Annotated in this window: 21 protein-coding genes; 20 read left to right on the top strand and 1 reads right to left on the bottom strand. The window is 71.9% G+C overall.

Features of this window, described 5'->3' with window-relative positions:
• Positions 1 to 155 precede the first annotated feature (155 nt).
• The 13 genes from nadA to ABD743_RS23035 all read left to right on the top strand — a co-directional run bounded on the left by nadA (position 156) and on the right by ABD743_RS23035 (position 14,250).
• A complete protein-coding gene (gene nadA, locus ABD743_RS23095) occupies positions 156 to 1,163 on the top strand; it encodes a quinolinate synthase NadA (protein WP_344724235.1) in 1,008 nt (335 codons plus the stop codon).
• Entirely contained in the window at positions 1,160 to 2,773 is a 1,614-nt protein-coding gene (locus tag ABD743_RS23090; RefSeq protein ID WP_344724234.1) for an L-aspartate oxidase, read from the top strand. The genes nadA and ABD743_RS23090 overlap by 4 nt, the downstream gene beginning before the upstream one ends.
• Positions 2,770 to 3,660, top strand: a complete 891-nt coding sequence (nadC, locus tag ABD743_RS23085; protein ID WP_344724233.1) for a carboxylating nicotinate-nucleotide diphosphorylase — start codon at positions 2,770 to 2,772, stop codon at positions 3,658 to 3,660. The genes ABD743_RS23090 and nadC overlap by 4 nt, the downstream gene beginning before the upstream one ends.
• A gap of 367 nt (positions 3,661 to 4,027) precedes the next feature.
• Entirely contained in the window at positions 4,028 to 5,347 is a 1,320-nt protein-coding gene (gene hisD, locus ABD743_RS23080; protein WP_344724231.1) for a histidinol dehydrogenase, read from the top strand.
• On the top strand, positions 5,344 to 6,474 hold the full coding sequence (locus ABD743_RS23075) for a histidinol-phosphate transaminase (protein WP_344724230.1): 1,131 nt from the start codon (positions 5,344 to 5,346) through the stop codon (positions 6,472 to 6,474). The genes hisD and ABD743_RS23075 overlap by 4 nt, the downstream gene beginning before the upstream one ends.
• Positions 6,471 to 7,073 carry an imidazoleglycerol-phosphate dehydratase HisB gene (gene hisB / locus ABD743_RS23070; protein WP_344724229.1) on the top strand — a complete coding sequence of 201 codons (603 nt, stop codon included), beginning with the start codon at positions 6,471 to 6,473 and terminating at the stop codon, positions 7,071 to 7,073. The genes ABD743_RS23075 and hisB overlap by 4 nt, the downstream gene beginning before the upstream one ends.
• A gap of 259 nt (positions 7,074 to 7,332) precedes the next feature.
• A complete protein-coding gene (hisH, locus tag ABD743_RS23065) occupies positions 7,333 to 7,968 on the top strand; it encodes an imidazole glycerol phosphate synthase subunit HisH (protein ID WP_344724228.1) in 636 nt (211 codons plus the stop codon).
• A gap of 110 nt (positions 7,969 to 8,078) precedes the next feature.
• The gene (priA, locus tag ABD743_RS23060) at positions 8,079 to 8,846 is read left to right on the top strand and encodes a bifunctional 1-(5-phosphoribosyl)-5-((5-phosphoribosylamino)methylideneamino)imidazole-4-carboxamide isomerase/phosphoribosylanthranilate isomerase PriA (protein WP_344724227.1); all 768 of its coding nucleotides are present in this window, start codon (positions 8,079 to 8,081) and stop codon (positions 8,844 to 8,846) included.
• A complete protein-coding gene (gene hisF, locus ABD743_RS23055) occupies positions 8,846 to 9,619 on the top strand; it encodes an imidazole glycerol phosphate synthase subunit HisF (RefSeq protein WP_344724226.1) in 774 nt (257 codons plus the stop codon). The genes priA and hisF overlap by 1 nt, the downstream gene beginning before the upstream one ends.
• Positions 9,616 to 9,987, top strand: a complete 372-nt coding sequence (gene hisI, locus ABD743_RS23050) for a phosphoribosyl-AMP cyclohydrolase (protein ID WP_241043218.1) — start codon at positions 9,616 to 9,618, stop codon at positions 9,985 to 9,987. The genes hisF and hisI overlap by 4 nt, the downstream gene beginning before the upstream one ends.
• Positions 9,988 to 10,010: 23 nt before the next feature.
• Positions 10,011 to 10,724 (top strand): alanyl-tRNA editing protein, encoded by a 714-nt coding sequence (locus tag ABD743_RS23045; protein WP_344724225.1) that lies wholly within the window; start codon positions 10,011 to 10,013, stop codon positions 10,722 to 10,724.
• A gap of 1,622 nt (positions 10,725 to 12,346) precedes the next feature.
• Entirely contained in the window at positions 12,347 to 13,594 is a 1,248-nt protein-coding gene (locus tag ABD743_RS23040; protein ID WP_344724224.1) for a sensor histidine kinase, read from the top strand.
• Complete coding sequence (locus tag ABD743_RS23035) at positions 13,591 to 14,250, top strand: response regulator (RefSeq protein WP_344724223.1); 660 nt, start codon at positions 13,591 to 13,593, stop codon at positions 14,248 to 14,250. The genes ABD743_RS23040 and ABD743_RS23035 overlap by 4 nt, the downstream gene beginning before the upstream one ends.
• A gap of 3 nt (positions 14,251 to 14,253) precedes the next feature.
• On the opposite strand, the gene ABD743_RS23030 is transcribed toward ABD743_RS23035, so the two are convergent.
• Positions 14,254 to 14,916 (bottom strand): TetR/AcrR family transcriptional regulator, encoded by a 663-nt coding sequence (locus ABD743_RS23030; protein ID WP_379659215.1) that lies wholly within the window; start codon positions 14,914 to 14,916, stop codon positions 14,254 to 14,256.
• A 76-nt stretch (positions 14,917 to 14,992) separates the two neighbouring features.
• Between ABD743_RS23030 and ABD743_RS23025 the strand changes: the two genes are divergently transcribed.
• The 7 genes from ABD743_RS23025 to ABD743_RS22995 all read left to right on the top strand — a co-directional run bounded on the left by ABD743_RS23025 (position 14,993) and on the right by ABD743_RS22995 (position 22,179).
• Positions 14,993 to 16,585 carry an anthranilate synthase component I gene (locus ABD743_RS23025; RefSeq protein ID WP_344724222.1) on the top strand — a complete coding sequence of 531 codons (1,593 nt, stop codon included), beginning with the start codon at positions 14,993 to 14,995 and terminating at the stop codon, positions 16,583 to 16,585.
• Positions 16,582 to 17,163: a Trp biosynthesis-associated membrane protein gene (locus ABD743_RS23020; RefSeq protein ID WP_344724221.1), complete on the top strand. Its 582-nt coding sequence runs from the start codon at positions 16,582 to 16,584 to the stop codon at positions 17,161 to 17,163. Before ABD743_RS23025 ends, ABD743_RS23020 begins: the two co-directional genes overlap by 4 nt.
• A gap of 42 nt (positions 17,164 to 17,205) precedes the next feature.
• Positions 17,206 to 18,030, top strand: coding sequence for an indole-3-glycerol phosphate synthase TrpC (gene trpC, locus ABD743_RS23015; protein WP_344724220.1), 825 nt, complete (start codon positions 17,206 to 17,208; stop codon positions 18,028 to 18,030).
• 89 nt (positions 18,031 to 18,119) lie between these two features.
• Positions 18,120 to 19,448: a tryptophan synthase subunit beta gene (gene trpB, locus ABD743_RS23010; RefSeq protein ID WP_344724463.1), complete on the top strand. Its 1,329-nt coding sequence runs from the start codon at positions 18,120 to 18,122 to the stop codon at positions 19,446 to 19,448.
• Positions 19,445 to 20,242, top strand: coding sequence for a tryptophan synthase subunit alpha (trpA, locus tag ABD743_RS23005; RefSeq protein WP_344724219.1), 798 nt, complete (start codon positions 19,445 to 19,447; stop codon positions 20,240 to 20,242). The genes trpB and trpA overlap by 4 nt, the downstream gene beginning before the upstream one ends.
• 360 nt (positions 20,243 to 20,602) lie before the next feature.
• Positions 20,603 to 21,544: a prolipoprotein diacylglyceryl transferase gene (gene lgt, locus ABD743_RS23000; protein WP_379659455.1), complete on the top strand. Its 942-nt coding sequence runs from the start codon at positions 20,603 to 20,605 to the stop codon at positions 21,542 to 21,544.
• A complete protein-coding gene (locus ABD743_RS22995; RefSeq protein ID WP_344724217.1) occupies positions 21,541 to 22,179 on the top strand; it encodes a DUF2461 domain-containing protein in 639 nt (212 codons plus the stop codon). The genes lgt and ABD743_RS22995 overlap by 4 nt, the downstream gene beginning before the upstream one ends.
• Positions 22,180 to 22,203: the final 24 nt, after the last annotated feature.

Here is a 22,203-nt window from a genome sequence, read left to right as displayed (position 1 = left end):
TAGGCGCGGCAGGGGTGGTTACCGAGCGGGACACGTGAACTACGGGTTGCGTCGTGGTGAGTTCCCGGTCACGAGAGCGGTGTGGCGGGCTGAACGCGCTGCTACGATCGCACCTGTTTACGACTCATAGTCGAAAACGGGAGAAGGAGGACATCGTGACCGTCACCGAGGTCGCCACCACCTCGACCGGGGCGCCGCCGGTCGACTCGGACTGGGCGGACGAGGTCCGTGAGCTCGCCCGCCGCCGCGATGCCGTGCTGCTGGCGCACAACTATCAGCTACCGGCCATCCAGGACATCGCCGACCACACGGGCGACTCGCTGGCCCTCTCGCGCATCGCGGCGGAGTCCGACGCGTCGACGATCGTCTTCTGCGGCGTCCACTTCATGGCCGAGACCGCGAAGATCCTTGCTCCCGACAAGACCGTCCTGATTCCCGACGCCGCCGCCGGGTGCTCCCTCGCCGACTCGATCTCGGCGGACGAGCTGCGCGCCTGGAAGGCCGAGCATCCGGGCGCGGTGGTCGTCTCCTACGTCAACACCACCGCGGCGGTGAAGGCCGAGACCGACGTGTGCTGCACGTCGTCGAACGCCGTCGAGGTCGTGGAGTCGATCCCGTCCGACCGTGAGGTGCTGTTCCTGCCCGACCAGTTCCTCGGCGCCCATGTCCGGCGCGTCACGGGGCGGGAGAACATGCACGTGTGGGCCGGGGAGTGCCACGTGCACGCCGGGATCAACGGCTCCGTGCTCACCGCCCAGGTCGAGGCGAACCCCGGCGCCGAGCTGTTCGTCCATCCCGAGTGCGGCTGCGCCACGTCGGCGCTCTACCTCGCCGGCACGGGCGCGGTGCCCGAGGAGCGGGTGAAGATCCTCTCCACCGGCGGCATGCTCGACGCCGCCCGCACCAGCTCGGCGAAGAGCGTGCTGGTGGCCACCGAGGTCGGCATGCTCCACCAGCTGCGCCGCGCTGCCCCGGAGATCGACTTCCGCGCCGTCAACGACCGCGCCTCCTGCCGGTTCATGAAGATGATCACCCCCGAGAAACTGCTCCGATCGTTGCGCGACGGCACCGACGAGGTGCACGTCGACCCCGAGCTCGCCGCCCGCGGGCGCGCGGCCGTCCAGCGCATGATCGAGATCGGACAGCCCGGGGGTGCGGAATGAGTGAGGCCTGGGAAGCCGCGGCCGACCTCGTCGTCGTCGGGTCCGGTGTCGCCGGGCTCACCGCCGCGCTGGATGCCGCCGAGCTCGGGCTCCGCGTCGTCGTCGTCACGAAGGACGCGCCCGACGCCGGGTCGACGCGCTGGGCGCAGGGCGGGATCGCCGTCGTGCTCGGTGACGTGTCCGGAGACAGCGTCGATGCGCACATCGTCGACACGCTCACTGCCGGCGGCGGGCTCTCCGAGGCCGTCGCCGTGCGGGAGATCATCAGCGCGGGACCGGCGGCGGTCGCGCGGCTGCGTGCCCGGGGCGCGGTCTTCGACGCCGGTGGCGACGGCAGGCTCGCCCGCGGCAGAGAGGGCGGCCACTCCGCGTTCCGGGTGATCCACGCCGGCGGCGACGCCACCGGTGCGGAGATCGAGCGGGCCCTGGTGGCCACGGTCCACGACCGGCAGTTGCCGTTGCTCGCCGGACACGTCGCCACGGACGTCCTGCGGGACGAGTGCGGCGCGGTCGCGGGCCTCGCCGTGCTGGACGACGCCGGGCGTCCCGGCGTGCTCCATGCGCCCGCGGTGCTGCTGGCCACCGGCGGGTACGGGCAGCTGTACGCGAGCAGCACCAATCCGGCCACGGCCACGGGCGACGGTGTCGCGCTGGCTCTGCGGGCCGGCGCCACCGTGGCGGACCTGGAGTTCGTGCAGTTCCATCCCACCGCCCTCCATCCGGTCGCCGCGCCCGGCGCCGGGCGGAGGACGCGGGCGGTCGGCCGTCTTCCGCTGGTGACCGAGGCCGTGCGCGGGGAGGGCGCCGTGCTGCTCGACCGTGCCGGGCGGCGGTTCATGACGGGCGTGCACCCGCTCGCCGACCTCGCCCCGCGCGACGTCGTGGCCGCGGCGATCACCCGCACACTCACCGACACCGGCGCCGAGTACGTCCATCTCGACGCCACGGCCATCCCGCAGTTCGCCGTGCGCTTCCCGACGGTCTACGCGGCCTGTCGGGCAGTGGGCATCGACCCCGTCCGGGAGTCGATCCCGGTCACGCCCGCAGCGCACTACGCGTGTGGTGGAGTGGTCACCGACCTGCACGGGCGCACCGCCGTGCCCGGGTTGTACGCCGCGGGCGAGGTGGCTCGCACCGGCCTGCACGGCGCCAACCGGCTGGCGTCCAACAGCCTGCTGGAGGGACTCGTGATCGGCGGGCGTGCCGCGCGCGCCGTGGCCGCCGACCGGCAGGTGCCGCGGGCCATGGGTGTCGTCCTCTCGGAGCCGGCTCCTGCTGTGGCGATCGCGCCGCGCTCGATCGTGCAGCACGCGATGACGGTGGCGGCCGGGATCGGACGTGACGCCGCCGGGCTCGCCTCGGCATCGGACGCCGTGGAGGCGGCCACCGCGCTGCGGGTGCCGACCGACCGGACGAGCGTGGAGGACGCCGCGCTGACCCTCCTGGCGCAGGCCGTGCTCGCCGCGGCCGGGCACCGCAGGGAGACCCGGGGATGTCACGTGCGCACCGACTTCCCGGAGCGGGACGACGTCTGGCAGCGGTCGAGCCTGGTGATCGGGCTCGACGGAGCGGGACGACCGACAGTGCAGGAGATGGCGGTGGCGGCATGACCTCGGTGACGATCGGACCTGATCTGGACGACCTGCAGCGCGTCGTCGAGACCGCGCTGGGGGAGGACCTGCGCTACGGCCCCGACGCGACCACGGCGGCCACCGTCCCGGCCGATGCCGTGGCTGTCGCAGCGTTCACCGCGCGGCAGCCGGGCGTGCTCGCCGGGGTTCCCGCCGTGCTGGCCGTCCTCGACGCCGTGCTGGGTGAGAACGGGCTGGGCAGAGACGGGTCAGCCGGTGGCTTCGAGGTGCTCGACGCGCGATCCGACGGCGACCGGCTCGCGGCGGGCGACGTCGCCCTCACGGTGCGGGCGCCGGTGCGCGGCCTGCTCACCGCGGAGCGCACGGCCCTGAACCTGCTGTGTCACCTCTCGGGCGTGGCGACGGCGACGGCGGCCTGGGTGGACGCCGTGGCCGGCACGGCTGCTCGCATCCGCGACACCCGCAAGACGATGCCCGGGCTGCGGCTGCTGGAGAAGTACGCCGTGCGCTGCGGGGGCGGGGTGAACCACCGCCTCGGCCTCGGTGACGCGGTGCTGATCAAGGACAACCACGTGGCCGCTGCCGGCTCGGTCGGCGCGGCGCTCGCCGCGGCCCGGTCCCGGGCACCCGGCCTGCCGTGCGAGGTGGAGGTCGACACGCTCGAACAGCTCGACGAGGTGCTCGCGCTCGATGCCGAGCTGGTGCTGCTGGACAACTTCTCCGTGGACCGGACGCGGGAGGCCGTGCGGAGGCGCGGCGACCGGCCGACGCAGCTCGAGTCGTCCGGCGGGCTGGTGCTCGCGAATGCCCGGGAGTACGCCGCTACCGGCGTCGACTATCTCTCGGTGGGGGCGCTGACGCATTCGGTCACCGCGCTCGACCTCGGGCTCGACCTGCGGTCCTGACCCGGGGGCCCACCGGTCCAGGGCACGTGGCCCGGCATCTGGAGCGCGGCGCCGACACCGCGACGGCCTGATCCGTGGCGCCCTTTCGACTGTCGTCCTCCTGCCCCGGCCCGGCCGTCGTGTGACGCAAGCGACTGCCGTCGCGGGCCGCGGGGGCGCGGCCCGCTGTCACAGACGAGGGGTGCAGCCCCGTCCTTAAGAGGGCCTCGGTGACTCCGGATCGCCGAAGCAACCGCGAGGACGTTTATCGCTGAGCCAATTTCCGGCCGGACAGGAGATTCGCACGATGGCCGCACGATCCACCCGCAGCACGAGCGGGTATGCCTCCCTGGTCCGATTACGGCGTTGCGCCCGTACCCTGGGACCCATGCTTCGCCGACTCGACCTGCGCGTCGCGCCCTTGCCCCGCACCGCCGATCTGCGTGGCCTGCTACCACGCGCCGAGGTGGACGTGGACACGGTGCTGCATCGAGTCCGCCCGATCGTCGACGCGGTGCGTGAGCGCGGGGCCGAGGCCGCTCTGGAGTTCGCCGAGCAGTTCGAGAAGGTGCGTCCCTCCGGGATCCGGGTGCCGCAGCAGACGCTCACGGGTGCTCTGGCCGCGCTCGACCCGTCGGTGCGCACCGCTCTGGAGACGTCGATCGAGCGGGCCCGTGCGGTCCACGCCGACCAGCGCCGCACGGACATCGTCACCGACGTGGTGCCGGGCGGCACCGTCACCGAGCGGTTCGTGCCCGTGCAGCGGGTGGGGCTCTACGCGCCGGGCGGTCTCGCGGTCTACCCGTCCAGCGTGATCATGAACGTGGTGCCGGCTCAGGCCGCGGGCGTCGAGTCGCTGGTGGTGGCCTCGCCGCCGCAGGCCGAGCACGGCGGGTTGCCGCACCCCACGATCCTCGCCGCAGCGGCCCTGCTCGGGGTCGACGAGGTGTGGGCGGTCGGCGGTGCGCAGGCCGTGGCGCTGCTGGCCTTCGGCGGCACCGACACCGACGGCGCGCCGCTGGAGCCCGTGGACATGGTCACCGGGCCGGGCAACATCTACGTCACCGCCGCCAAGCGGCTCCTGCGGGGTTTCATCGGGATCGACGCCGAGGCCGGCCCCACGGAGATCGCCGTGCTGGCCGACGGCACGGCCGACCCGGTGCACGTGGCCGCCGACCTGATCAGCCAGGCCGAGCACGACCCGAACGCGGCGTCGGTGCTGGTCACCACCTCGCCCGAGCTGGTCGACGCCGTCGACGCCGAGCTGGGGCGCCAGGTGCCGCAGACCAAGCACACCGAACGGATCCGCACGGCTCTCACCGGGCCGCAGTCCGCGGCGGTCCTGGTCTCCGATCTCGCCGACGGCGTCAGCGTCGTCGACGCCTACGCCGCCGAGCACCTGGAGATCCAGACCGAGGACGCGCGCGCCGTCGCGCTCCGGGTCCGCAACGCGGGCGCGATCTTCGTCGGCCCGTACGCGCCGGTCTCGTTGGGCGACTACTGCGCAGGCTCCAACCACGTGCTGCCCACCGGCGGGTGTGCGCGTCACTCCGCCGGCCTGTCGGTGCAGACGTTCCTGCGCGGCGTGCACATCGTGGAGTACAGCGAGGAGGCGCTGCGCGACGTGGCCGATCAGGTCGTCACGCTCGCCGCCGCCGAGGATCTGCCCGCGCACGGCCAGGCGGTCACAGCGAGGTTCGCCCAGTGACGTGCTTCGTTTCGGCGGTCGGCGATGAGGTCACCCTCGACGACCTTCCCCTCCGCGACGACCTGCGCGGCCGCAGCCCCTACGGTGCGCCGCAGCTCGACGTGGCGGTGCGGCTCAACACCAACGAGAACCCCTACCCGCCGCCGCCCGAGCTGGTCGCGGACGTCACCCAGGCCGTCCAGGCGGCCGCGGTCGATCTGCACCGCTACCCGGACCGCAACGCCGAGGCCCTGCGCACCGACCTCGCTGCCTACCTGACGGGCGCCAGTGGCGTCACGCTCGGCATGGCCAATGTCTGGGCCGCCAACGGCTCCAACGAGATCCTGCAACAGATCATGCAGACCTTCGGCGGGCCCGGCCGCACCGCGGTGGGGTTCGAGCCGTCGTACTCGATGCACCCGATCATCGCCGCGGGCACACGCACCGAGTGGCTCCCGGCACCGCGGCGCGCCGACTTCGCGATCGACGTCGACGCCGCCGTGGCCGTGCTGCGCGAGCGCGCACCCGACATCACGTTTCTGACCAGCCCGAACAACCCCACGGGCCAGTCATTGGAACCCGCCGAGCTGGCCGCGTTGATCGACGCGGCGCCCGGCGTGGTGGTGGTCGACGAGGCCTACGCCGAGTTCTCCGACCGCCCCACTGCGATCACGCTGCTGCCCACCCACGGGCGCAAGCTGATCGTCTCGCGCACGATGAGCAAGGCCTTCGCCTTCGCAGGCGGGCGGCTGGGCTACCTCGCCGCCGCACCCGCGGTGGTCGACGCGCTGCAGCTCGTCCGGCTGCCCTACCACCTCTCCTCGCTCACGCAGGCCGCCGCGCGCGCGGCGCTACGGCATGCCGACGCCACGCTCGGCTCGGTGGCGTTGCTGCGCGCCGAACGCGACCGCGTGGTGGCGGAGCTCGCCTCCATCGGCTACGACGTGGTGCCGAGCGATGCCAACTTCGTGCTCTTCGGTCGCTTTGCCGACGCCCCGCGAGCCTGGCGGGCCTTGCTCGACCGCGGGGTGCTGATCCGCGACGTCGGTATCCCGGAGCGGTTGCGCGTCACGATCGGTACGCCGGAGGAGAACGACACGTTCCTGCAGGTCGCAGCGGACGTGGTGGAGCGGGAGTTGCGCAGATGACGAGCAGGATCGGCCGCGTCGAGCGGGTCACCAAGGAATCCAAGGTCCTCGTGGAGATCGACCTGGACGGAAGCGGCACCACCGAGGTGTCCACCGGAGTCCCGTTCTTCGACCACATGCTCGACGCGCTGGGCAAGCACGGCGCGTTCGACCTCACGGTGCGAGCCGAGGGTGACGTCGAGCTGGATGCCCACCACACCGTCGAGGACGTCGCGATCGTGCTCGGCCAGGCGATCCGGCAGGCGCTGGGCGACAAGAAGGGCATCCGCCGCTTCGGCGACGCCTGGATCCCGATGGACGAGGCACTGGCGCAGGCCGTGGTCGACGTGTCGGGCCGCCCGTACACCGTGCACACGGGGGAGCCCGACGTCATGCAGGGCTTCGTCGTCGGGGGCCACTACCCCACGGTGCTCAACCGCCACGTCTTCGAGTCCCTCGCTTTCCACGGACACCTGGCCCTGCACGTCCGGGTGCTCGACGGACGCGACCCGCACCACATCACGGAGGCCGAGTTCAAGGCGGTGGCACGTGCGCTGCGCGCCGCCGTGGAGCGGGACGCCCGGATCACGGGGGTCGCGTCCACGAAGGGCACTCTCTGACGGTCAGTGAGGGCCAATCCGGCCAACACGACGGGTTCCCACGAACGCAGGGCCGTGCCGCAGCCACCGGCGCGGCCCTGTGCGTGAAGGATCACCCCGTTGCGGCGCCCGCCCGACCGGCGATGAGAACCGCCACCAGCAGCGAACAGAGCGTCGGCGATCTGCAGCGCGCGGCCGGCGGCGGTGGTTGTCGTCAGGGCGGGGAGCGTGCTTGTTGAACCCGGGTAGAGGTCAACGGAGTTGCGGCTATCCTTGCCCCGTGTCGCGGATCGTCGTGCTGGACTACGGGTCGGGCAACCTCCGCTCTGCCGAACGCGCGCTACAACGCGTCGGCGCCGATGTCACGGTCACGGCCGACGCCGACGCCGCCCTCGAGGCCGACGGTCTGGTCGTACCCGGGGTGGGTGCCTTCGCCGCCTGCATGCGCGGTCTGAGCGCCGTCAACGGGCCGCGGATCATCGAGCGCCGCCTCGCCGGCGGCCGGCCGGTGCTGGGCATCTGTGTGGGGATGCAGGTGCTGTTCGACCTCGGCGTGGAGTGGGGCGAGCGCACCGAGGGCTGCGGGCAGTGGCCGGGCACCGTCGAGCGGATCAAGGCCGACGTGCTGCCCCACATGGGCTGGAACACCTTGCGCGTCCCCACGGGCTCCACCCTGTTCGCGGGCCTCGACGCCGACACCCGCTTCTACTTCGTGCACTCCTTCGGGGTGCGGCGGTGGGAGATGGAGGCGTCGGACGTGCTGCGTCCGCCGCTGGTCACGTGGGCCCACCACGGCGAGGACTTCGTCGCCGCCGTGGAGAACGGTGCGCTCGCGGCCACCCAGTTCCACCCCGAGAAGTCCGGCGACGCCGGTGCCGTGGTGCTGCGCAACTGGTTGCGCGACATCGTCGGCTGACCATCCGCATCGTGGGGTACGTCGAGCCCCTTCTCGCGCCCTTCCGCCGGATGATCTCGAGTGATGATCGCCGGGCGGGTGGGCGATACGCCACCGCGTAGGCTTTCCCCGTGAGTTTCACGCTGCTTCCCGCCGTCGATGTCGCCGACGGCCAGGCCGTGCGCCTCGTACAGGGCGAAGCCGGTTCCGCCACCGCGTACGGCGAGCCGCGAGACGCCGCGCTGCAGTGGCAGAACGACGGCGCGGAGTGGATCCACCTCGTCGACCTGGACGCCGCGTTCGGCCGCGGATCGAACGCCGAACTGCTCGCCGGCGTCATCGGTGAGCTGGACGTCGCGGTGGAGCTCTCCGGCGGCATCCGCGACGACGAGTCCCTGGAACGCGCGCTGTCCACGGGCTGCGCCCGGGTGAACCTCGGCACCGCGGCGCTGGAGCACCCCGACTGGTGCGCACGAGCCATCGCCGCCCACGGCGAACGGATCGCGGTGGGCCTAGACGTGCGGATCACCGAGGCAGGCCACCGGCTCGCCGCGCGCGGGTGGACCACCGACGGCGGCGACCTGTGGGAAGTGCTGGAGCGGCTGGACCGCGACGGTTGCGCCCGCTACGTCGTCACCGACGTGGGCAAGGACGGCACGCTGCGCGGCCCCAACATCGACCTGCTGCGTGACGTCGCGGGCGCTACGAAGGCGCCGGTCATCGCGTCCGGGGGGATCGCCGAGGTCGCCGACCTGGTCGCGCTGGCAGAGGTGGCCGCCACCGGCGTCAACATCGAGGGCTCGATCGTCGGCAAGGCCCTCTACGCGGGCCGGTTCACCCTTCCCGAGGCGCTTGCTGCGGTGGGGGCCGTCGACGCCGCCGGACGGGCGGCCGGCTGATGGGCGTCGCCGTGCGCGTCATCCCCTGCCTGGACGTCGATGCGGGCCGGGTGGTGAAGGGCGTCAACTTCGCCGACCTGCGTGACGCAGGCGATCCGGTCGAGATGGCCCGCATCTACGACGCCGAGGGCGCCGACGAGCTCACGTTCCTCGACGTCACGGCGTCGTCGGGGGAGCGGGCCACGATGCTCGACGTCGTACGCCGCACCGCGGAGCAGGTGTTCATCCCCCTGACGGTCGGTGGTGGCATCCGCACCACGGACAACGTCGACACGCTCCTGCGAGCCGGTGCCGACAAGGTCAGCATCAACACCGCGGCGATCGCGCGCCCGGAGCTGTTGCGCGAGGCCAGCCGCCGGTTCGGCGCTCAGTGCATCGTGCTGTCCGTCGATGCCCGCACGGTGCCGGAGGGCAGCGAGCCCACCCCGTCGGGCTGGGAGGTCACCACCCACGGCGGACGCCGCGGCACCGGGATCGACGCCGTCGAGTGGGCCGCACGCGGCCAGGAGCTCGGCGTGGGGGAGATCCTGCTCAACTCGATGGACGCCGACGGCACCCGGGCCGGATTCGACCTCGGCATGATCGCCGCGGTCCGAGCCGTGGTGGACGTCCCGGTGATCGCGAGTGGTGGTGCCGGCGCCGTCGAGCATTTCTTGCCCGCGGTGCAGGCGGGAGCCGATGCCGTGCTCGCCGCCAGCGTCTTCCACTTCGGGCAGCTGCGGATCAAGGACGTCAAGGACGGCCTGCGCACCGGGCTCGTGGAGGTGAGATGACGAGGGTCGAGGTCTCCGCGCTCGATCCGGCCGTCGCGGCCCGGCTCAAGCGCAACGCCGACGGGCTGGTCTGCGCGATCGCCCAGCAGCGCGGCACCGGGGAGGTGCTGATGGTGGCCTGGATGGACGACGAGGCGCTGCACCGCACACTCACCACCGGCCGGGCCACCTACTGGTCGCGCTCGCGCGAGGAATACTGGGTGAAGGGCGACACGTCCGGCAACGTCCAGCACGTGCACGAGGTGCGGCTGGACTGCGACGGCGACGCCGTGCTCGTGATCGTCGACCAGACGGGCGCCGCGTGCCACACCGGCGAGCGGACCTGCTTCGACGCCGACGTCCTGCTCGACGCCCGCAACGGAGCCTGAGCGGGCGGTCCTAGTCTGCGGGCGTGACCGAGGAGCTGTTCGCCACCGACGCCTACCGCCGTTCCTTCGACGCCGCGATCACCGAGGTCGACCGGGGGGCCGGCCGGGTGGCGTTGGCGCGCACCGCGTTCTATCCCGGTGGTGGCGGGCAGCCGCACGATCTCGGCACGCTCGACTGGGGCGCCGGTCCAGCGGCCGTCACCCGCGTCAAACGGGAGGGCGGCCGGATCTGGCACTGGCTCGACGCGCCCGAGCTGCCCGCTGAGGGCGCCGAGGTGGCAGGCGAGCTCGACTGGAACCGCCGCCACCTCCTCATGCGCACCCACACCGCATTGCACGTGCTCTGCGGCGTGGTCTGGTCGGAGTTCGCGATCCCCGTCACCGGCGGCAACATGGAACCGGGCTCCGGCCGGCTGGACTTCCAGCTCGGCCGGCGTCTGGAGGGGCGGATCAACGAGGAGCTCGACGCCGCCCGTGCCGTGGTGGTCGAGTTCCTCGGCCGCGACGCCGCCGACGCCGACCCCGCCCTGATCCGCACGGCGGCGAACCTCATCCCACGCGAGATCGACCCGTTGCGCGTGATCGACATCGTGGGCCTCGACAAGCAGGCCGACGGTGGCACGCACGTCGCCAGCACCGCGGAGGTCGGCGCCGTCCGGGTGATCGGCACGGAGTCGAAGGGCAAGGGGAACAAGCGGGTGCGGATCGAGGTCGTGGAGGCACCGGCTCAGGCGTGAGCCTCCCGATGATCAACGGTTCGGGCCCGGCAGCCGCGTCATCCGCAGTCCCGCATCCCCAACCGATGATCATGGGGGCTGCCGGCGCCGGCCCGCCCGCTCGGCGGTTCAGGATCGACAGTTCGGGCCTCGTAACCGTCTCCTCGGCAGCTGCCGGGCCCTAACTGGTGATCATGGCGCGCGGCTGTCGGGGGTAGCGGCGGACCTGTCCCACAGATCGCCATGATCGGCGATTCGGGCCCGGCTGCCGCGCCGTAGACGGCTGCCCCTTCCCAACTAATGATCACCGGTTCCGTCCAGGGCGCCGGCATGTCCCGGGCAGCTCCGAGGCGGTTCATGATCGACGGTCGGGGCCCTGCAGGCGTGCCATCTGCGGCTGCCGGGCCCCAAGTGGTGATCATGGCCCCTGCCGCCGGGGTCGGGGGCAAGGCATGTCCAGTAGGCCCGCCGGTTGGCGGTGATCGGCGGTTCAGGCCTGGTAGCCGAGTTACTCACGGCCGTCGGGTCCCAATTGATGATCACGGCGTGCTACGGCCCAGGCCCGGTGCCGGGTTGCCATGATCGGCAGTTTGGTACCGGTGGCCGTGTCATTAGCGGATGTCCGTTCCCAAATGACGATCACCGCCGCCCGTTGTCCGGGTGTGGGCAAGATCTGCCACGACCGTCCGCCAGCCGTGATCGGCAGTTCGGGACTGACAGCCGCGTCATAGGCCGTTGCCGGGCCCCGAGTGGCGATCATGAGCGGGCGTGCCCCCTCGAAGGCCGGCATTCCCGGTACCGACTCGGAGGTGGCTGGTTGACCTCCCCGCGCGCCGGGGCAGGCCCGCCGCTGGTCAAGATCGGAAATTCGGTCCCTGCAGGCGCGTCATTCGCGGCTGATAGGTCCCAAGTGGCGATCATCGGGCGCTGCCCGGTCCGAGGCGGGCTCGCCGGCCGGTCGTGATCGGCAGTCCTGGCCCGTAGGCGTGCCATCTGCGGCTGCCGGGCCCAAGCGGTGATCATGGCGTGCTGTGGCCCAGGGCCGGGTGCGGGGCCTGTCGCGCAGGCTCGCCGGCTTGCCATGATCGGCAGTTCGGTACCGGAGGCCGTGTCATTCGCGGCTGTCCGTCCCTAAATAATGATCATTGCCCGCTGTCCCGGTGTTCGTGTTCTGCCACGGCCGTCAGCCGGCTGTGACCGGCAGATCGGACGCGGTAGCTGTGTAATTCGCGGCTGGCGGGTCCCGACTGGGAATCACGGGCGGCGGGCGGTCCCGCCGGCTGTTCAAGATCGGGAATTCGGTCCACGTAGGCGTGTCATTCGCGGCTGCAAGGCCTCAGCTGATGATCATGGTGCGCTCCCGCCGGGGTCTGGATGGGGCGCGCCCCCAGCTGGCCATGATCGGCAGTTCGGGCCCAGGAGTCGTGTCATCCGCAGCTGGCGGGCCCCAATTGATGATCACCGCGCCGCCCGCTTTCCGGGGTGGGCAGCCGGCTGTGATCGGCGGTTCGGACCGGTAGCCGGGTCATCCGCGCCTGCCCGTCCCCACCAGCGATCACCCAGTCGGCTGGCTCTCGCGACTTAGTGATCCGACTCCCTCCCGCGGGGGGGCTCTCGTTGTCCGGTTCTGCGACGATCGTGGGGTGTCCCGCACGCTGCGGCTGGTCCTGGGCCCCGTCACGTCGGGGCTGACCTACCGCCGTTTCGTGCATCTGTTGCTGGGTGCGGTGCTGTTGCTGCCGTATCTGGGGCTGGCGGCGCTGTTCGTCGCTGCGGTGAACGCCGGGGACCTGCGGCCGCTGGACCTCCTGCTGTTGCTCGTGCCCGCAACCGCCATGGCTGTGGGGGTGGCGCTGGTGCCGGGCGTACGTGCCCTGGAGATCACCGCGGCCCGTGCCCTGCTCGGCGCCGTCGTGCCCGATCCCGATCCCGGAACGCTCGACGCGTGGCCGGGTCGTCGGCGCGCTGCCGGCTGGTTGCTGGTCAATCTCGCGGCGGGCGGGCTCACTGCGCTCGTGACGCTCGCCGTCCTGCCGGCGAGCGTCGGCTTCCTCCTCGCGCCCTGGCGCGAGCTCGCCCCGTTTCCCACCGGGCTTGCCGCGGCCTGGTTCCCGGTCCTGGGACTGGCGCTCCCGATCGTTCTCCTTCACGCGGTGTCGGCCGGCGGCGCGGTGCTCGCGCGGCTCGCTCCGCGCGTTCTCGGGCCCTCGCCCGCCGAGCGGATGGCCGTCGAGCTGGCCCGGGTGCGGGAGGCGGAGCGGGCGCTGGCGGAGCGCAACCGGCTCGCCAGAGAGCTGCACGACTCGGTCGGCCACGCGCTGACGGTCACCACGCTGCAGGCGGGCGCGGCCGCCCGGGTGCTCGACAGCGATCCCGCGTTCGTCGCCCGCGCGCTCGACGCGATCGCCGAGGCGGGCCGGGGTGCTCTGGAGGACCTCGACCACGTCCTCGGGCTGCTGCGCGACGGCGCAACCGGGACGGACCGGGCGCCCCAACCCGACCTGGCCGATTTCGACACCCTCCTGGCCGGTGCCCGGTCGACGGGGGTGTCGGTGGACGTGGAGGTACGAGGATCGATGGACGCGGTGCCGCGTGCGGTCTCCCGTGAGGCGTACCGGATCGTCCAGGAGGGCCTCACGAACGCGTTGCGCCACGCCGGGCCGGTGCCGGTGACCGTCCGCGTCGCGGTCGGACCAGGCGTGCTCGAACTGGAGCTGACGAACCCCCTGGGCGCCGACACCCGCGCCCGGCCGGGGGGCGGCCGCGGGCTCGCCGGGATGCGCGAGCGCGTGCACGTCCTGCGCGGTGACCTGGTGGCGGGTGCGGGGGAGCGGGAATGGCGGGTGGCGGCACGGCTCCCGCTGCGGGGATCCGAGATGATGTCGCAATGATCAAGTTGCTCCTGGTGGACGACGAGGAGCTCGTGCGGACGGGTCTGCGCGCGATTCTCGACGCCGAACCGGACATCACCGTGGTGGGCGAGGCGCCCGACGGCGCCGAGGTGCCGGGCTTGGTGCGCAGGCTCGCGCCGGACGTGGTGCTGATGGACGTGCGGATGTCCGCGGTGGACGGGATCGCCGCCACCCGCCACCTGGTCACGAACCTCCCGAAGCCGCCGCGCGTGCTGGTGCTCACGACGTTCGGCAACGACGGGCACGTCTACGACGCTTTGCAGGCGGGCGCCACGGGCTTCCTGCTCAAGCGGGCGCGGCCCGCCGAGATCGTGCAGGCGGTACGCATCGTCGCGAGCGGTGAGTCACTGCTGTTCCCGGCGGCGGTGCGGGACCTGGTGGCCACCCGCGGGCGCAACGGCGGCGACGAGCTACGTGGCGCGGGCCTGACCGAACGGGAGGGCGAGGTGCTGCGGTGGATCGCGCGCGGGCTCTCGAACGCCGAGATCGCCCGGGAGCTGATGGTGGGAGTCGAGACGGTGAAGACCCACGTCGGCAACGTGCTCGCCAAGCTGGGCGCGCGCGACCGCACCCAGGCGGTGGTCGCGGCCTACGAGTCGGGATTCATCGACCCGCGCCGTCCCGTCGACGTCTGAACGTCAGGGCAGGGGCCCGGTGAGGTAGCGCTGCAGGTTGGGGGCCACCGCGGCGATCACGGTGGCATGGTCGGCCGAGGCGAGCGGCTCCACCTTCAGCACGTACCGGACGACCGCGAGGCCCAGGATCTGGGAGCCGCACAGGCCCGCGCGCAGTGCGGGCCGGTCCGGCGCCACCGTCGACACGACCCGTGCGACGAGCACGCGCTCCACGAACTCGCGCAGGAGCCGGGCCGCGGCGTCGTGCGTGGCCACGCTCTGCAGCAGAGCGGAGAGGGGAGCTCCGCCCGTGCCGTCCCACAGTTCCAGGAACCGCGCGATGATCCGCTCGGCGAGGTGTTCGGGGTCACCGGGCACCACCTCGGCAAGGATCGCGGTGGGGTCCATCGGCAGGTCCAGAGCCGAGATGAACAGCGAATCCTTTCCCCCGAACCAGTGGTTGACCATGGCGGCGTCCACGCCGGCGCGTTCGGCGATCATCCGGACCGTGGCTCCGTCGTAGCCGCGTTCGGCGAACTCGACCCGAGCGGCGGCGAGCAGCTCGGCACGGGTGTCTGCGCCGCCTGGTCTGCGCCCGCGTCGGCGTGGCGCAGCGTCCCCCTGGCCCTGTCGCTGACCTGCTCCCACGGCCTGCGGCGGGGACGGCTCGTCGTCGGGTGCGCCCACGCTCCCATCCTTCCCCGAAGGGCGGGATGGAGGTGACGCGGCTCTCGTGGTGCCCCGTCCGGGTGAGGTTGCCACAATGGGCTACATGACCGTCACCGCGCCTGCGCCCGCACTGGGTGCGGTCAGCCCCAGCCGAGAAGAGTTCCGCGAGCTGGCCGTCGGGCACCGGGTCATCCCGGTCACCAGGCGGCTGCTCGCCGACGACGAGACCCCCGTCGGGGTCTACCGCAAGCTGGCAGGCGACCGTCCCGGCACGTTCCTCTTCGAGTCCGCGGAGAACGGTCGCTCCTGGTCGCGATGGTCGTTCGTCGGAGCGCGGAGCGCAGCCGCGCTGACGGCCGTCGACGGCGAACTCGTCTGGACCGGTGAGGTCCCTGTCGGGCTCCCCACCTCGGGAGACCCTCTCGCCGCCCTGCGCACCGTGGTCGAGGAGCTGCGCAGCGAGCCGCTTCCCGGGCTGCCGCCCCTGACCGGCGGGATGGTCGGCTATCTCGGCTACGACGTCGTGCGGCGCCTCGAGCGGCTGCCCGACCTCACCACCGACGACCTGCAGATTCCCGAGCTGATGATGCTGCTGGCCACCGACCTGGCCGCGGTCGACCACCACGAGGGCACCATCACCCTGATCGCCAACGCGATCAACTGGGACGCGAGCGACGAGCGGGTCGACGAGGCCTACGACGACGCCGTGGCGCGGCTCGACCGCATGACCACCGAGCTCGCCGCGCCCGCCGCGTCCACGGTGGCCGTCTACCGGCCTGCTCAGCCCTCCTACATACGGCGCCGAACCCCGGAGCAGCACCACGCCGCCATCGAGACCGTGAAAGAGCAGATCCTCGACGGCGAGGCGTTCCAGGTGGTGATCTCGCAGCGCTTCGAGGCGGAGTGCCACGCCGACTCGCTCGACGTCTACCGCGTGCTGCGGGCCACCAACCCGAGCCCGTACATGTACCTGCTGCGCCTGGAGTCCGCGGCCACCCCCGACGAGCCTGCACGGCGCTTCGACATCGTCGGGTCCAGCCCGGAAGCCCTGGTCACGGTGCGCGACGGGAAGGCGACCACCCACCCCATCGCCGGCACCCGGTGGCGTGGCGACACCGAGGAGGAGGACCTGCTCCTGGAGAAGGAGCTGCGCAACGACGAGAAGGAGCGCGCCGAGCACGTGATGCTCGTCGACCTGGGCCGCAACGACCTCGGCAAGGTGTGCGCGCCGGGCACGGTCAAGGTGCACAGCTTCTTCTCGGTCGAGCGCTACAGCCACGTGATGCACCTGGTCTCGACGGTCACCGGCACGCTGCGCAGCGACTGCATCGCCTTCGACGCCGTGCTCGCGTGCTTCCCCGCCGGCACGCTGTCGGGCGCACCGAAGCCGCGGGCGTTGCAGATCATCGAGGAGCTGGAGCCCACCCGGCGCGGGCTCTACGGGGGCATCGTCGGCTACTTCGACTTCGCGGGCGACGCCGACACCGCCATCGCGATCCGCACCGCACTCGTGCGCGAGGGGATCGCCTACGTGCAGGCCGGGGGCGGGATCGTCGCCGACTCCGAGCCGGTGGCCGAAGACACCGAGAGCATCAACAAGGCGCGGGCCGTGCTGTCCGCGGTGGCGACCGCGGCGACGCTGGGCCAACCGCCCAGTCTCGCCGCCGGTCCGGACAGGACGCGGTGACCCAGATCCCCACCCGTAACCCGCGCACGCTGCTGGTGGCGTGCGCCGGCCTCGCGGGCTCGGCCGCCCTGCTGTGGGGTGCGTCGGCCACCGTCTGGTTCCGCGTCGCGGGCCCGCCCGGCCGGTCGGCCACGGAGTCCACCGGCGCACAGGTGGCTCCGTCGCTCACCGGGGTGGCGCTGCTGGCGCTTGCCGCGATCGCGGCCGTCGTGGCCACGGGCGGGCCGCTGCGCCGAGCCGTCGGCGCGCTGCTGGCTCTGGTCGGGATCGTGGTCGGCGTGGTCGTGGTGCAGGCGGTGGTCGTGCCGCCTACCGGCGACATCGCGCGCACGGCGGCGCCGCTTCTCGCCGTGGCAGGCGCTGTCGTTCTGCTGGTGGTCGGGGTGTTCGTTCTGCTCCGGGAGCCGAGCTTTCCGAGGTTCGGCGCGCGGTACGCCGCGCCCGGCGCCCGACGGGTCGAGACGGATCCGGACCGCGCGGCGTGGCAGGCGCTGGACGCCGGAGTGGACCCCACTGCCGACGTGCCCGGGAGCAGGGGGGACGATCCTGGCGACGGGGGTCGCACAAGGCCTGGCTAGCATGATTCGCGCCCGGCCTATCCGGAAAGGGGGACCAACGCCATGGAGCACGGCAGAGCGAGCGTCCTCGATTCCATCGTTGACGGCGTCAGGGCCGATCTTGCGGCACGGGAGGCGAAGGTCGACTTCGCCGAGATCAAGCGGCGTGCGGCCGCAGCTCCGCCGCCGCGTGATGTCATGGCGGCCTTTCGGGCGCCGGGCATCGGGGTGATCGCCGAGGTCAAGCGCCGCAGCCCGTCTCGAGGGGATCTGGCCGTGATCGCCGATCCGGCCGAGCTCGCCGCGTCCTACGCCGGGGGCGGGGCGCGCGTGATCAGCGTTCTCACCGAGCAGCGCCGGTTCGGCGGTTCGCTCGACGATCTGGCCGCCGTGCGTGCCGCGGTTGACGTCCCGGTGCTGCGCAAGGACTTCGTGGTGAGTCCGTACCAGGTGCACGAGGCGCGGGCCTACGGCGCCGACCTGGTGCTGCTGATCGTCGCGGCGCTGGAACAGAACGCGCTCGACTCGCTTCTGGACCGCGTCGAGTCGCTCGGCATGACGGCACTCGTCGAGGTGCACACCGAGGAGGAGGCCGACCGGGCTCTGGAGGCGGGCGCGAAGGTCATCGGGGTGAACGCGCGCAACCTCCACACGCTCGAGGTCGACCGATCGATCTTCGGGCAGATCGCACCCGGGCTACCCAGCGACGTGCTGCGGGTGGCCGAGTCGGGCGTCCGCGGCCCGGGCGACCTGCTCACCTACGCCGGGTGGGGCGCCGACGCCGTACTCGTCGGTGAGGGCCTCGTCACCAGCGGTGATCCCCGCGGGGCGGTGCGCAGCCTGGTGGCAGCGGGTTTCCACCCGTCCTGCTCCAGGATGGTCCGATAACAAGAATGACGCGCTAGCACGGATGCGGTAGCAAGGATGTCGTGTTGACGACCAGTGGTTCGGGCACTTCGAGCAAGGCCAGTGACGGTATCGCGACCCCGTCGGGTCACGAGCCGGATGAGCGCGGTCATTTCGGCCGTTATGGTGGCCGTTTCGTCCCGGAGGCGTTGATCGCGGCTCTTGACGAGCTGGCTGCCGCGTATGACAAGGCGCGGGGTGATCGGGACTTCCTCGATGAGTTGGATCGTCTGCATCGGGATTATTCGGGGCGCCCGTCCCCGCTGACGGATGTGCCGAAGCTGAGCGAGCATGCGGGTGGGGCGCGGATCCTGCTCAAGCGTGAGGATCTCAACCACACCGGCTCGCACAAGATCAACAATGTGTTGGGTCAGGCGCTGCTGACGAAGCGGATGGGTAAGTCGCGGGTGATCGCGGAGACCGGTGCGGGGCAGCATGGGGTGGCCACGGCCACGGCGTGTGCGTTGCTCGGTCTGGAGTGCGTGGTTTATATGGGTGAGGTCGACACCGAGCGGCAGGCGTTGAATGTTGCGCGGATGCGGCTGTTGGGGGCGCGGGTGGTGCCGGTCACGACCGGGTCCCGCACGTTGAAGGACGCGATCAACGAGGCCCTGCGTGACTGGGTCACCAACGTCGAGCGCACGCACTACCTGCTGGGCACGGTGGCGGGTCCGCATCCGTTCCCGACGATGGTGCGTGACTTCCACCGGATCATCGGGTTGGAGGCGCGTGAGCAGGTGCTGGCGCGCACCGGCCGTCTCCCCGATGCGGTCGCGGCGTGTGTGGGTGGCGGGTCCAACGCGATCGGCATCTTCCATGCTTTCCTGGATGACCCGTCGGTGCGGTTGGTCGGTTTCGAGCCTGGCGGTGATGGTGTGGAGACCGGACGTCACGGCGCCACCCTCACCGAGGGTTCCCCGGGGGCGCTGCACGGTGCGATGTCGTATCTGCTGCAGGACGAGGACGGCCAGACGAAGGAGTCGCACTCGATCTCCGCCGGGCTGGACTACCCGGGTGTCGGTCCGGAGCACGCGTTGCTGAAGGACCTCGGGCGGGCGGAGTATCGGCCGATCACCGACGCGGAGGCGATGGAGGCGTTCGCGTTGCTCTCGCGGACCGAGGGGATCATCCCGGCCATCGAGTCGGCCCACGCGGTTGCCGGTGCGCTGCGGTTGGGTCGCGAGCTGGGTCCGGACGCGGTCATCCTGGTCAACCTGTCCGGGCGTGGTGACAAGGACGTCGACACCGCCGCGAAGTGGTTCGGCATGATCTCGGCCGACGAGAGCGCCGAGGACGCGAGCGGCACGGCCATCGCGGAGGCCTCCCTCACCGGCCCGGGCGGCCAAGCACCGGCCGGGAAGACCCGGGTGGGCACCGAGGCGGAGGGTGTGCAGCGATGAGTGCCGTGGAGAAGATCTTCCGGGAGAGCCGGGAGCAGGGCCGCGGCACCCTGGTCGGCTACCTACCGGCCGGATACCCCACCGTCGATGGCTCCGTGGACCTGCTGGGTGCGCTGGTCGAGGGCGGTTGTGACCTGCTCGAGATCGGTATCCCGTACTCGGACCCGGTGATGGACGGACCCACGATCCAGGCGGCCGCGGAGACCGCGTTGCGGGCCGGGACGAAGCTGCGTGACGTGTTCTCGGTCGTGGAGCGGGTGACGGCCGCGGGTGGCCGCGCGGTGGTCATGACCTACTTCAACCCGGTGCTGCGCTACGGGGTGGAGGCGTTCGCTCGTGACCTGGCCTCGGCCGGCGGCCTGGGGATGATCACTCCTGACCTGATCCCGGAGGAAGCCGAGGACTGGCTGGCCGCCTCCGAGGCCCACGGCCTGGACCGGGTCTTCCTCGTGGCGCCCTCCTCCACCGAGGAGCGCATCGCCCTCACCGCCGCCGCGGGCAGTGGCTTTCTCTACGCCACCTCCACGATGGGCGTCACCGGGGCGCGGGACAGCGTCGCCAGTGTTGCTCCGGAGCTTGTTGCGCGGTGTCGTGCCCACACCGGCCTGCCGATCGGGGTTGGTCTGGGTGTCCGCTCGGGTGAGCAGGCCGCGCAGGTCGCCTCGTTCGCCGACGGGGTGATCGTCGGGTCGGCGTTCGTCACGGCCGCCGAGCGCGGGGGGGCCGAACAGGTCCGCGCGCTGGCGAAGGAGCTGGCCGACGGCGTCCGCCGCACCGTGCCCACCCCTGCCTGACCCCCGCGCCCCGCGAATCGCCCGTTTGCGCTGGTGAGTTGCAGAGTGCGGCGTCGCGAGACACCTGTCCCAGCCCGGCGAATCGCCCGATTCGGACCGGTGAGTTGCCGACCTGGGTCCCGCGAGTCGCCGGTTGCGGGCTGGTGAGTTCGCGGGTGCCGATCGCGCGAGTCGTCCGTTCCCAGCCGGGGTCGGACGCTCTCGGGGCGGGAGTCGCCCACTTGACGAGTGTCACTCGTGCGGGGCCCGTACGGCCCGCGCCGACCAGCCCCCCGCACCTGGCGATACCGTGGCGGAGTGAGCTCTGCCGTGGCGACCGCCCTGCTGGCCTACATCCCGAGTCCGGACCGCGGGGTGTGGATGCTCGGACCGATCCCGATTCGCGCCTACGCGCTCTGCATCATCGCCGGAATCATCGTCGCGGTGATGTGGGGCGAGCGTCGCTTCGTCGCCCGCGGGGGCCAGCCAGGCACGGTCACGGACGTGGCGGTGTTCGCCGTTCCGTTCGGACTGGTGGGCGGCCGGCTCTACCACGTGGCCACCGACTGGGAGACCTACTTCGGTCCCGGCGGCGACCCGGTCGGCGCCCTGAAGATCTGGCAGGGCGGGCTCGGGATCTGGGGTGCCGTCGCGCTCGGAGCGGTGGGCGCATGGATCGGCTGCCGACGGCGCGGGGTACCGCTGCCGTTCTTCGCCGACGCGGTGGCGCCCGGGATCGTCGTCGCACAGGCGATCGGCCGGCTGGGCAACTACTTCAACCAGGAGCTCTACGGCGGGCCGACCACCCTGCCCTGGGGCCTGGAGATCTACAACCGGGTCGACCCCGCCACCGGTGCTCCCGACAGCCTCGGCGGCGTGGCCCTCGACCACACGCCGATCGAGATCGTGCACCCCACGTTCCTCTACGAGCTCTTGTGGAACCTGCTCGTCGCCGCCTTCGTGGTCTGGGCCGACCGCCGCTTCCGGCTCGGACACGGCCGCGCGTTCGCAACGTACGTCGCCGGCTACACGCTGGGCCGGTTCTTCATCGAGATGGCGCGCACCGACCCGGCCACCCGCGTGTTCGGCGACATCCGCATCAACGTCGTCGTCGCCGGTGTGGTCTTCATCGGGGCGCTGCTCTACATCGTGCTCGTCCGCAAGCCGCGTGAGGTGCTTCCCGCGCTCGCCGGCGACACGCCGGACGGGCCGAACGGCGAGGACGAGCCCAAGGACACCGCTCCCGCCCCCTCAGACGCCGACGAGGACGGGCCCGGCGACCGCGACAGGGTGGTGGCTGAACCCGGCGATCGCTCGACATGACGGCGTTCACCGGGTTCGGGGAGGGTGCCGTCGAGTTCTACGACGGGCTCGTCGTCGACAACAGTAAGGCCTACTGGAGCGACCATCGCGAGCTCTACGAGGCCGACATCCGGGCGCCCATGCTGGCACTGCTCGCCGACCTGGAACCCGAGTTCGGTACGGGCAAGATCTTCCGGCCGTATCGTGACGTCCGGTTCTCGAACGACAAGACCCCGTACAAGACGCATTGCGGTGCCACCGTGGGGCCGTTCTATCTGCAGATCGGTGCCGACGGGCTGATGGTCGCTGGTGGGCAGTACCAGATGGCGTCGGACCAGGTGGCGCGCTTGCGCACCGCAATCGACGACGAGCGGCGCGGTACGGACCTGGAGAAGCGACTTGCGGCGCTGCGCGCCGACGGGATCACGATCGCGGGGCAGACGCTCAAGACCAGGCCGCGGGGCTTCGACCTGGATCACCCGAGGATCGAGCTGCTGCGCCACAAGTCCCTCTACGGCTGGCGCAGCTGGCCCCCGGACGACGTGCTGCACGAGGCCGGCACCTTGGAACGGGTGACCTCCGCATGGCGGGCGCTCCGGCCGCTCAGCGAGTGGCTGGCCGATCACGTCGGACCCAGCGACCAACCCCGGCGCTGACACACCCTCTTGTTCGTCCCCGCG

It is taken from the genome of Pseudonocardia yunnanensis (assembly GCF_039534065.1).
In the GTDB taxonomy this organism is placed as follows: domain Bacteria; phylum Actinomycetota; class Actinomycetes; order Mycobacteriales; family Pseudonocardiaceae; genus Pseudonocardia; species Pseudonocardia yunnanensis.
The sequence above is the reverse complement of the archived record's forward strand: the minus strand, read 5'-3'. Positions and strand labels throughout refer to the sequence as shown.

Excerpts from the sequence above, each read along its gene's own strand:
- lgt (WP_379659455.1), top strand. The coding sequence starts at position 20,603 with ATGCTCGGACCGATCCCGATTCGCGCCTACGCGCTCTGCATCATCGCC.
- trpA (WP_344724219.1), top strand. The coding sequence starts at position 19,445 with ATGAGTGCCGTGGAGAAGATCTTCCGGGAGAGCCGGGAGCAGGGCCGC.
- nadC (WP_344724233.1), top strand. The coding sequence starts at position 2,770 with ATGACCTCGGTGACGATCGGACCTGATCTGGACGACCTGCAGCGCGTC.
- hisF (WP_344724226.1), top strand. The coding sequence starts at position 8,846 with ATGGGCGTCGCCGTGCGCGTCATCCCCTGCCTGGACGTCGATGCGGGC.
- ABD743_RS23025 (WP_344724222.1), top strand. The coding sequence starts at position 14,993 with ATGGGCTACATGACCGTCACCGCGCCTGCGCCCGCACTGGGTGCGGTC.
- ABD743_RS22995 (WP_344724217.1), top strand. The coding sequence starts at position 21,541 with ATGACGGCGTTCACCGGGTTCGGGGAGGGTGCCGTCGAGTTCTACGAC.
- ABD743_RS23090 (WP_344724234.1), top strand. The coding sequence starts at position 1,160 with ATGAGTGAGGCCTGGGAAGCCGCGGCCGACCTCGTCGTCGTCGGGTCC.
- hisD (WP_344724231.1), top strand. The coding sequence starts at position 4,028 with ATGCTTCGCCGACTCGACCTGCGCGTCGCGCCCTTGCCCCGCACCGCC.
- hisB (WP_344724229.1), top strand. The coding sequence starts at position 6,471 with ATGACGAGCAGGATCGGCCGCGTCGAGCGGGTCACCAAGGAATCCAAG.
- trpC (WP_344724220.1), top strand. The coding sequence starts at position 17,206 with ATGGAGCACGGCAGAGCGAGCGTCCTCGATTCCATCGTTGACGGCGTC.
- hisI (WP_241043218.1), top strand. The coding sequence starts at position 9,616 with ATGACGAGGGTCGAGGTCTCCGCGCTCGATCCGGCCGTCGCGGCCCGG.
- ABD743_RS23035 (WP_344724223.1), top strand. The coding sequence starts at position 13,591 with ATGATCAAGTTGCTCCTGGTGGACGACGAGGAGCTCGTGCGGACGGGT.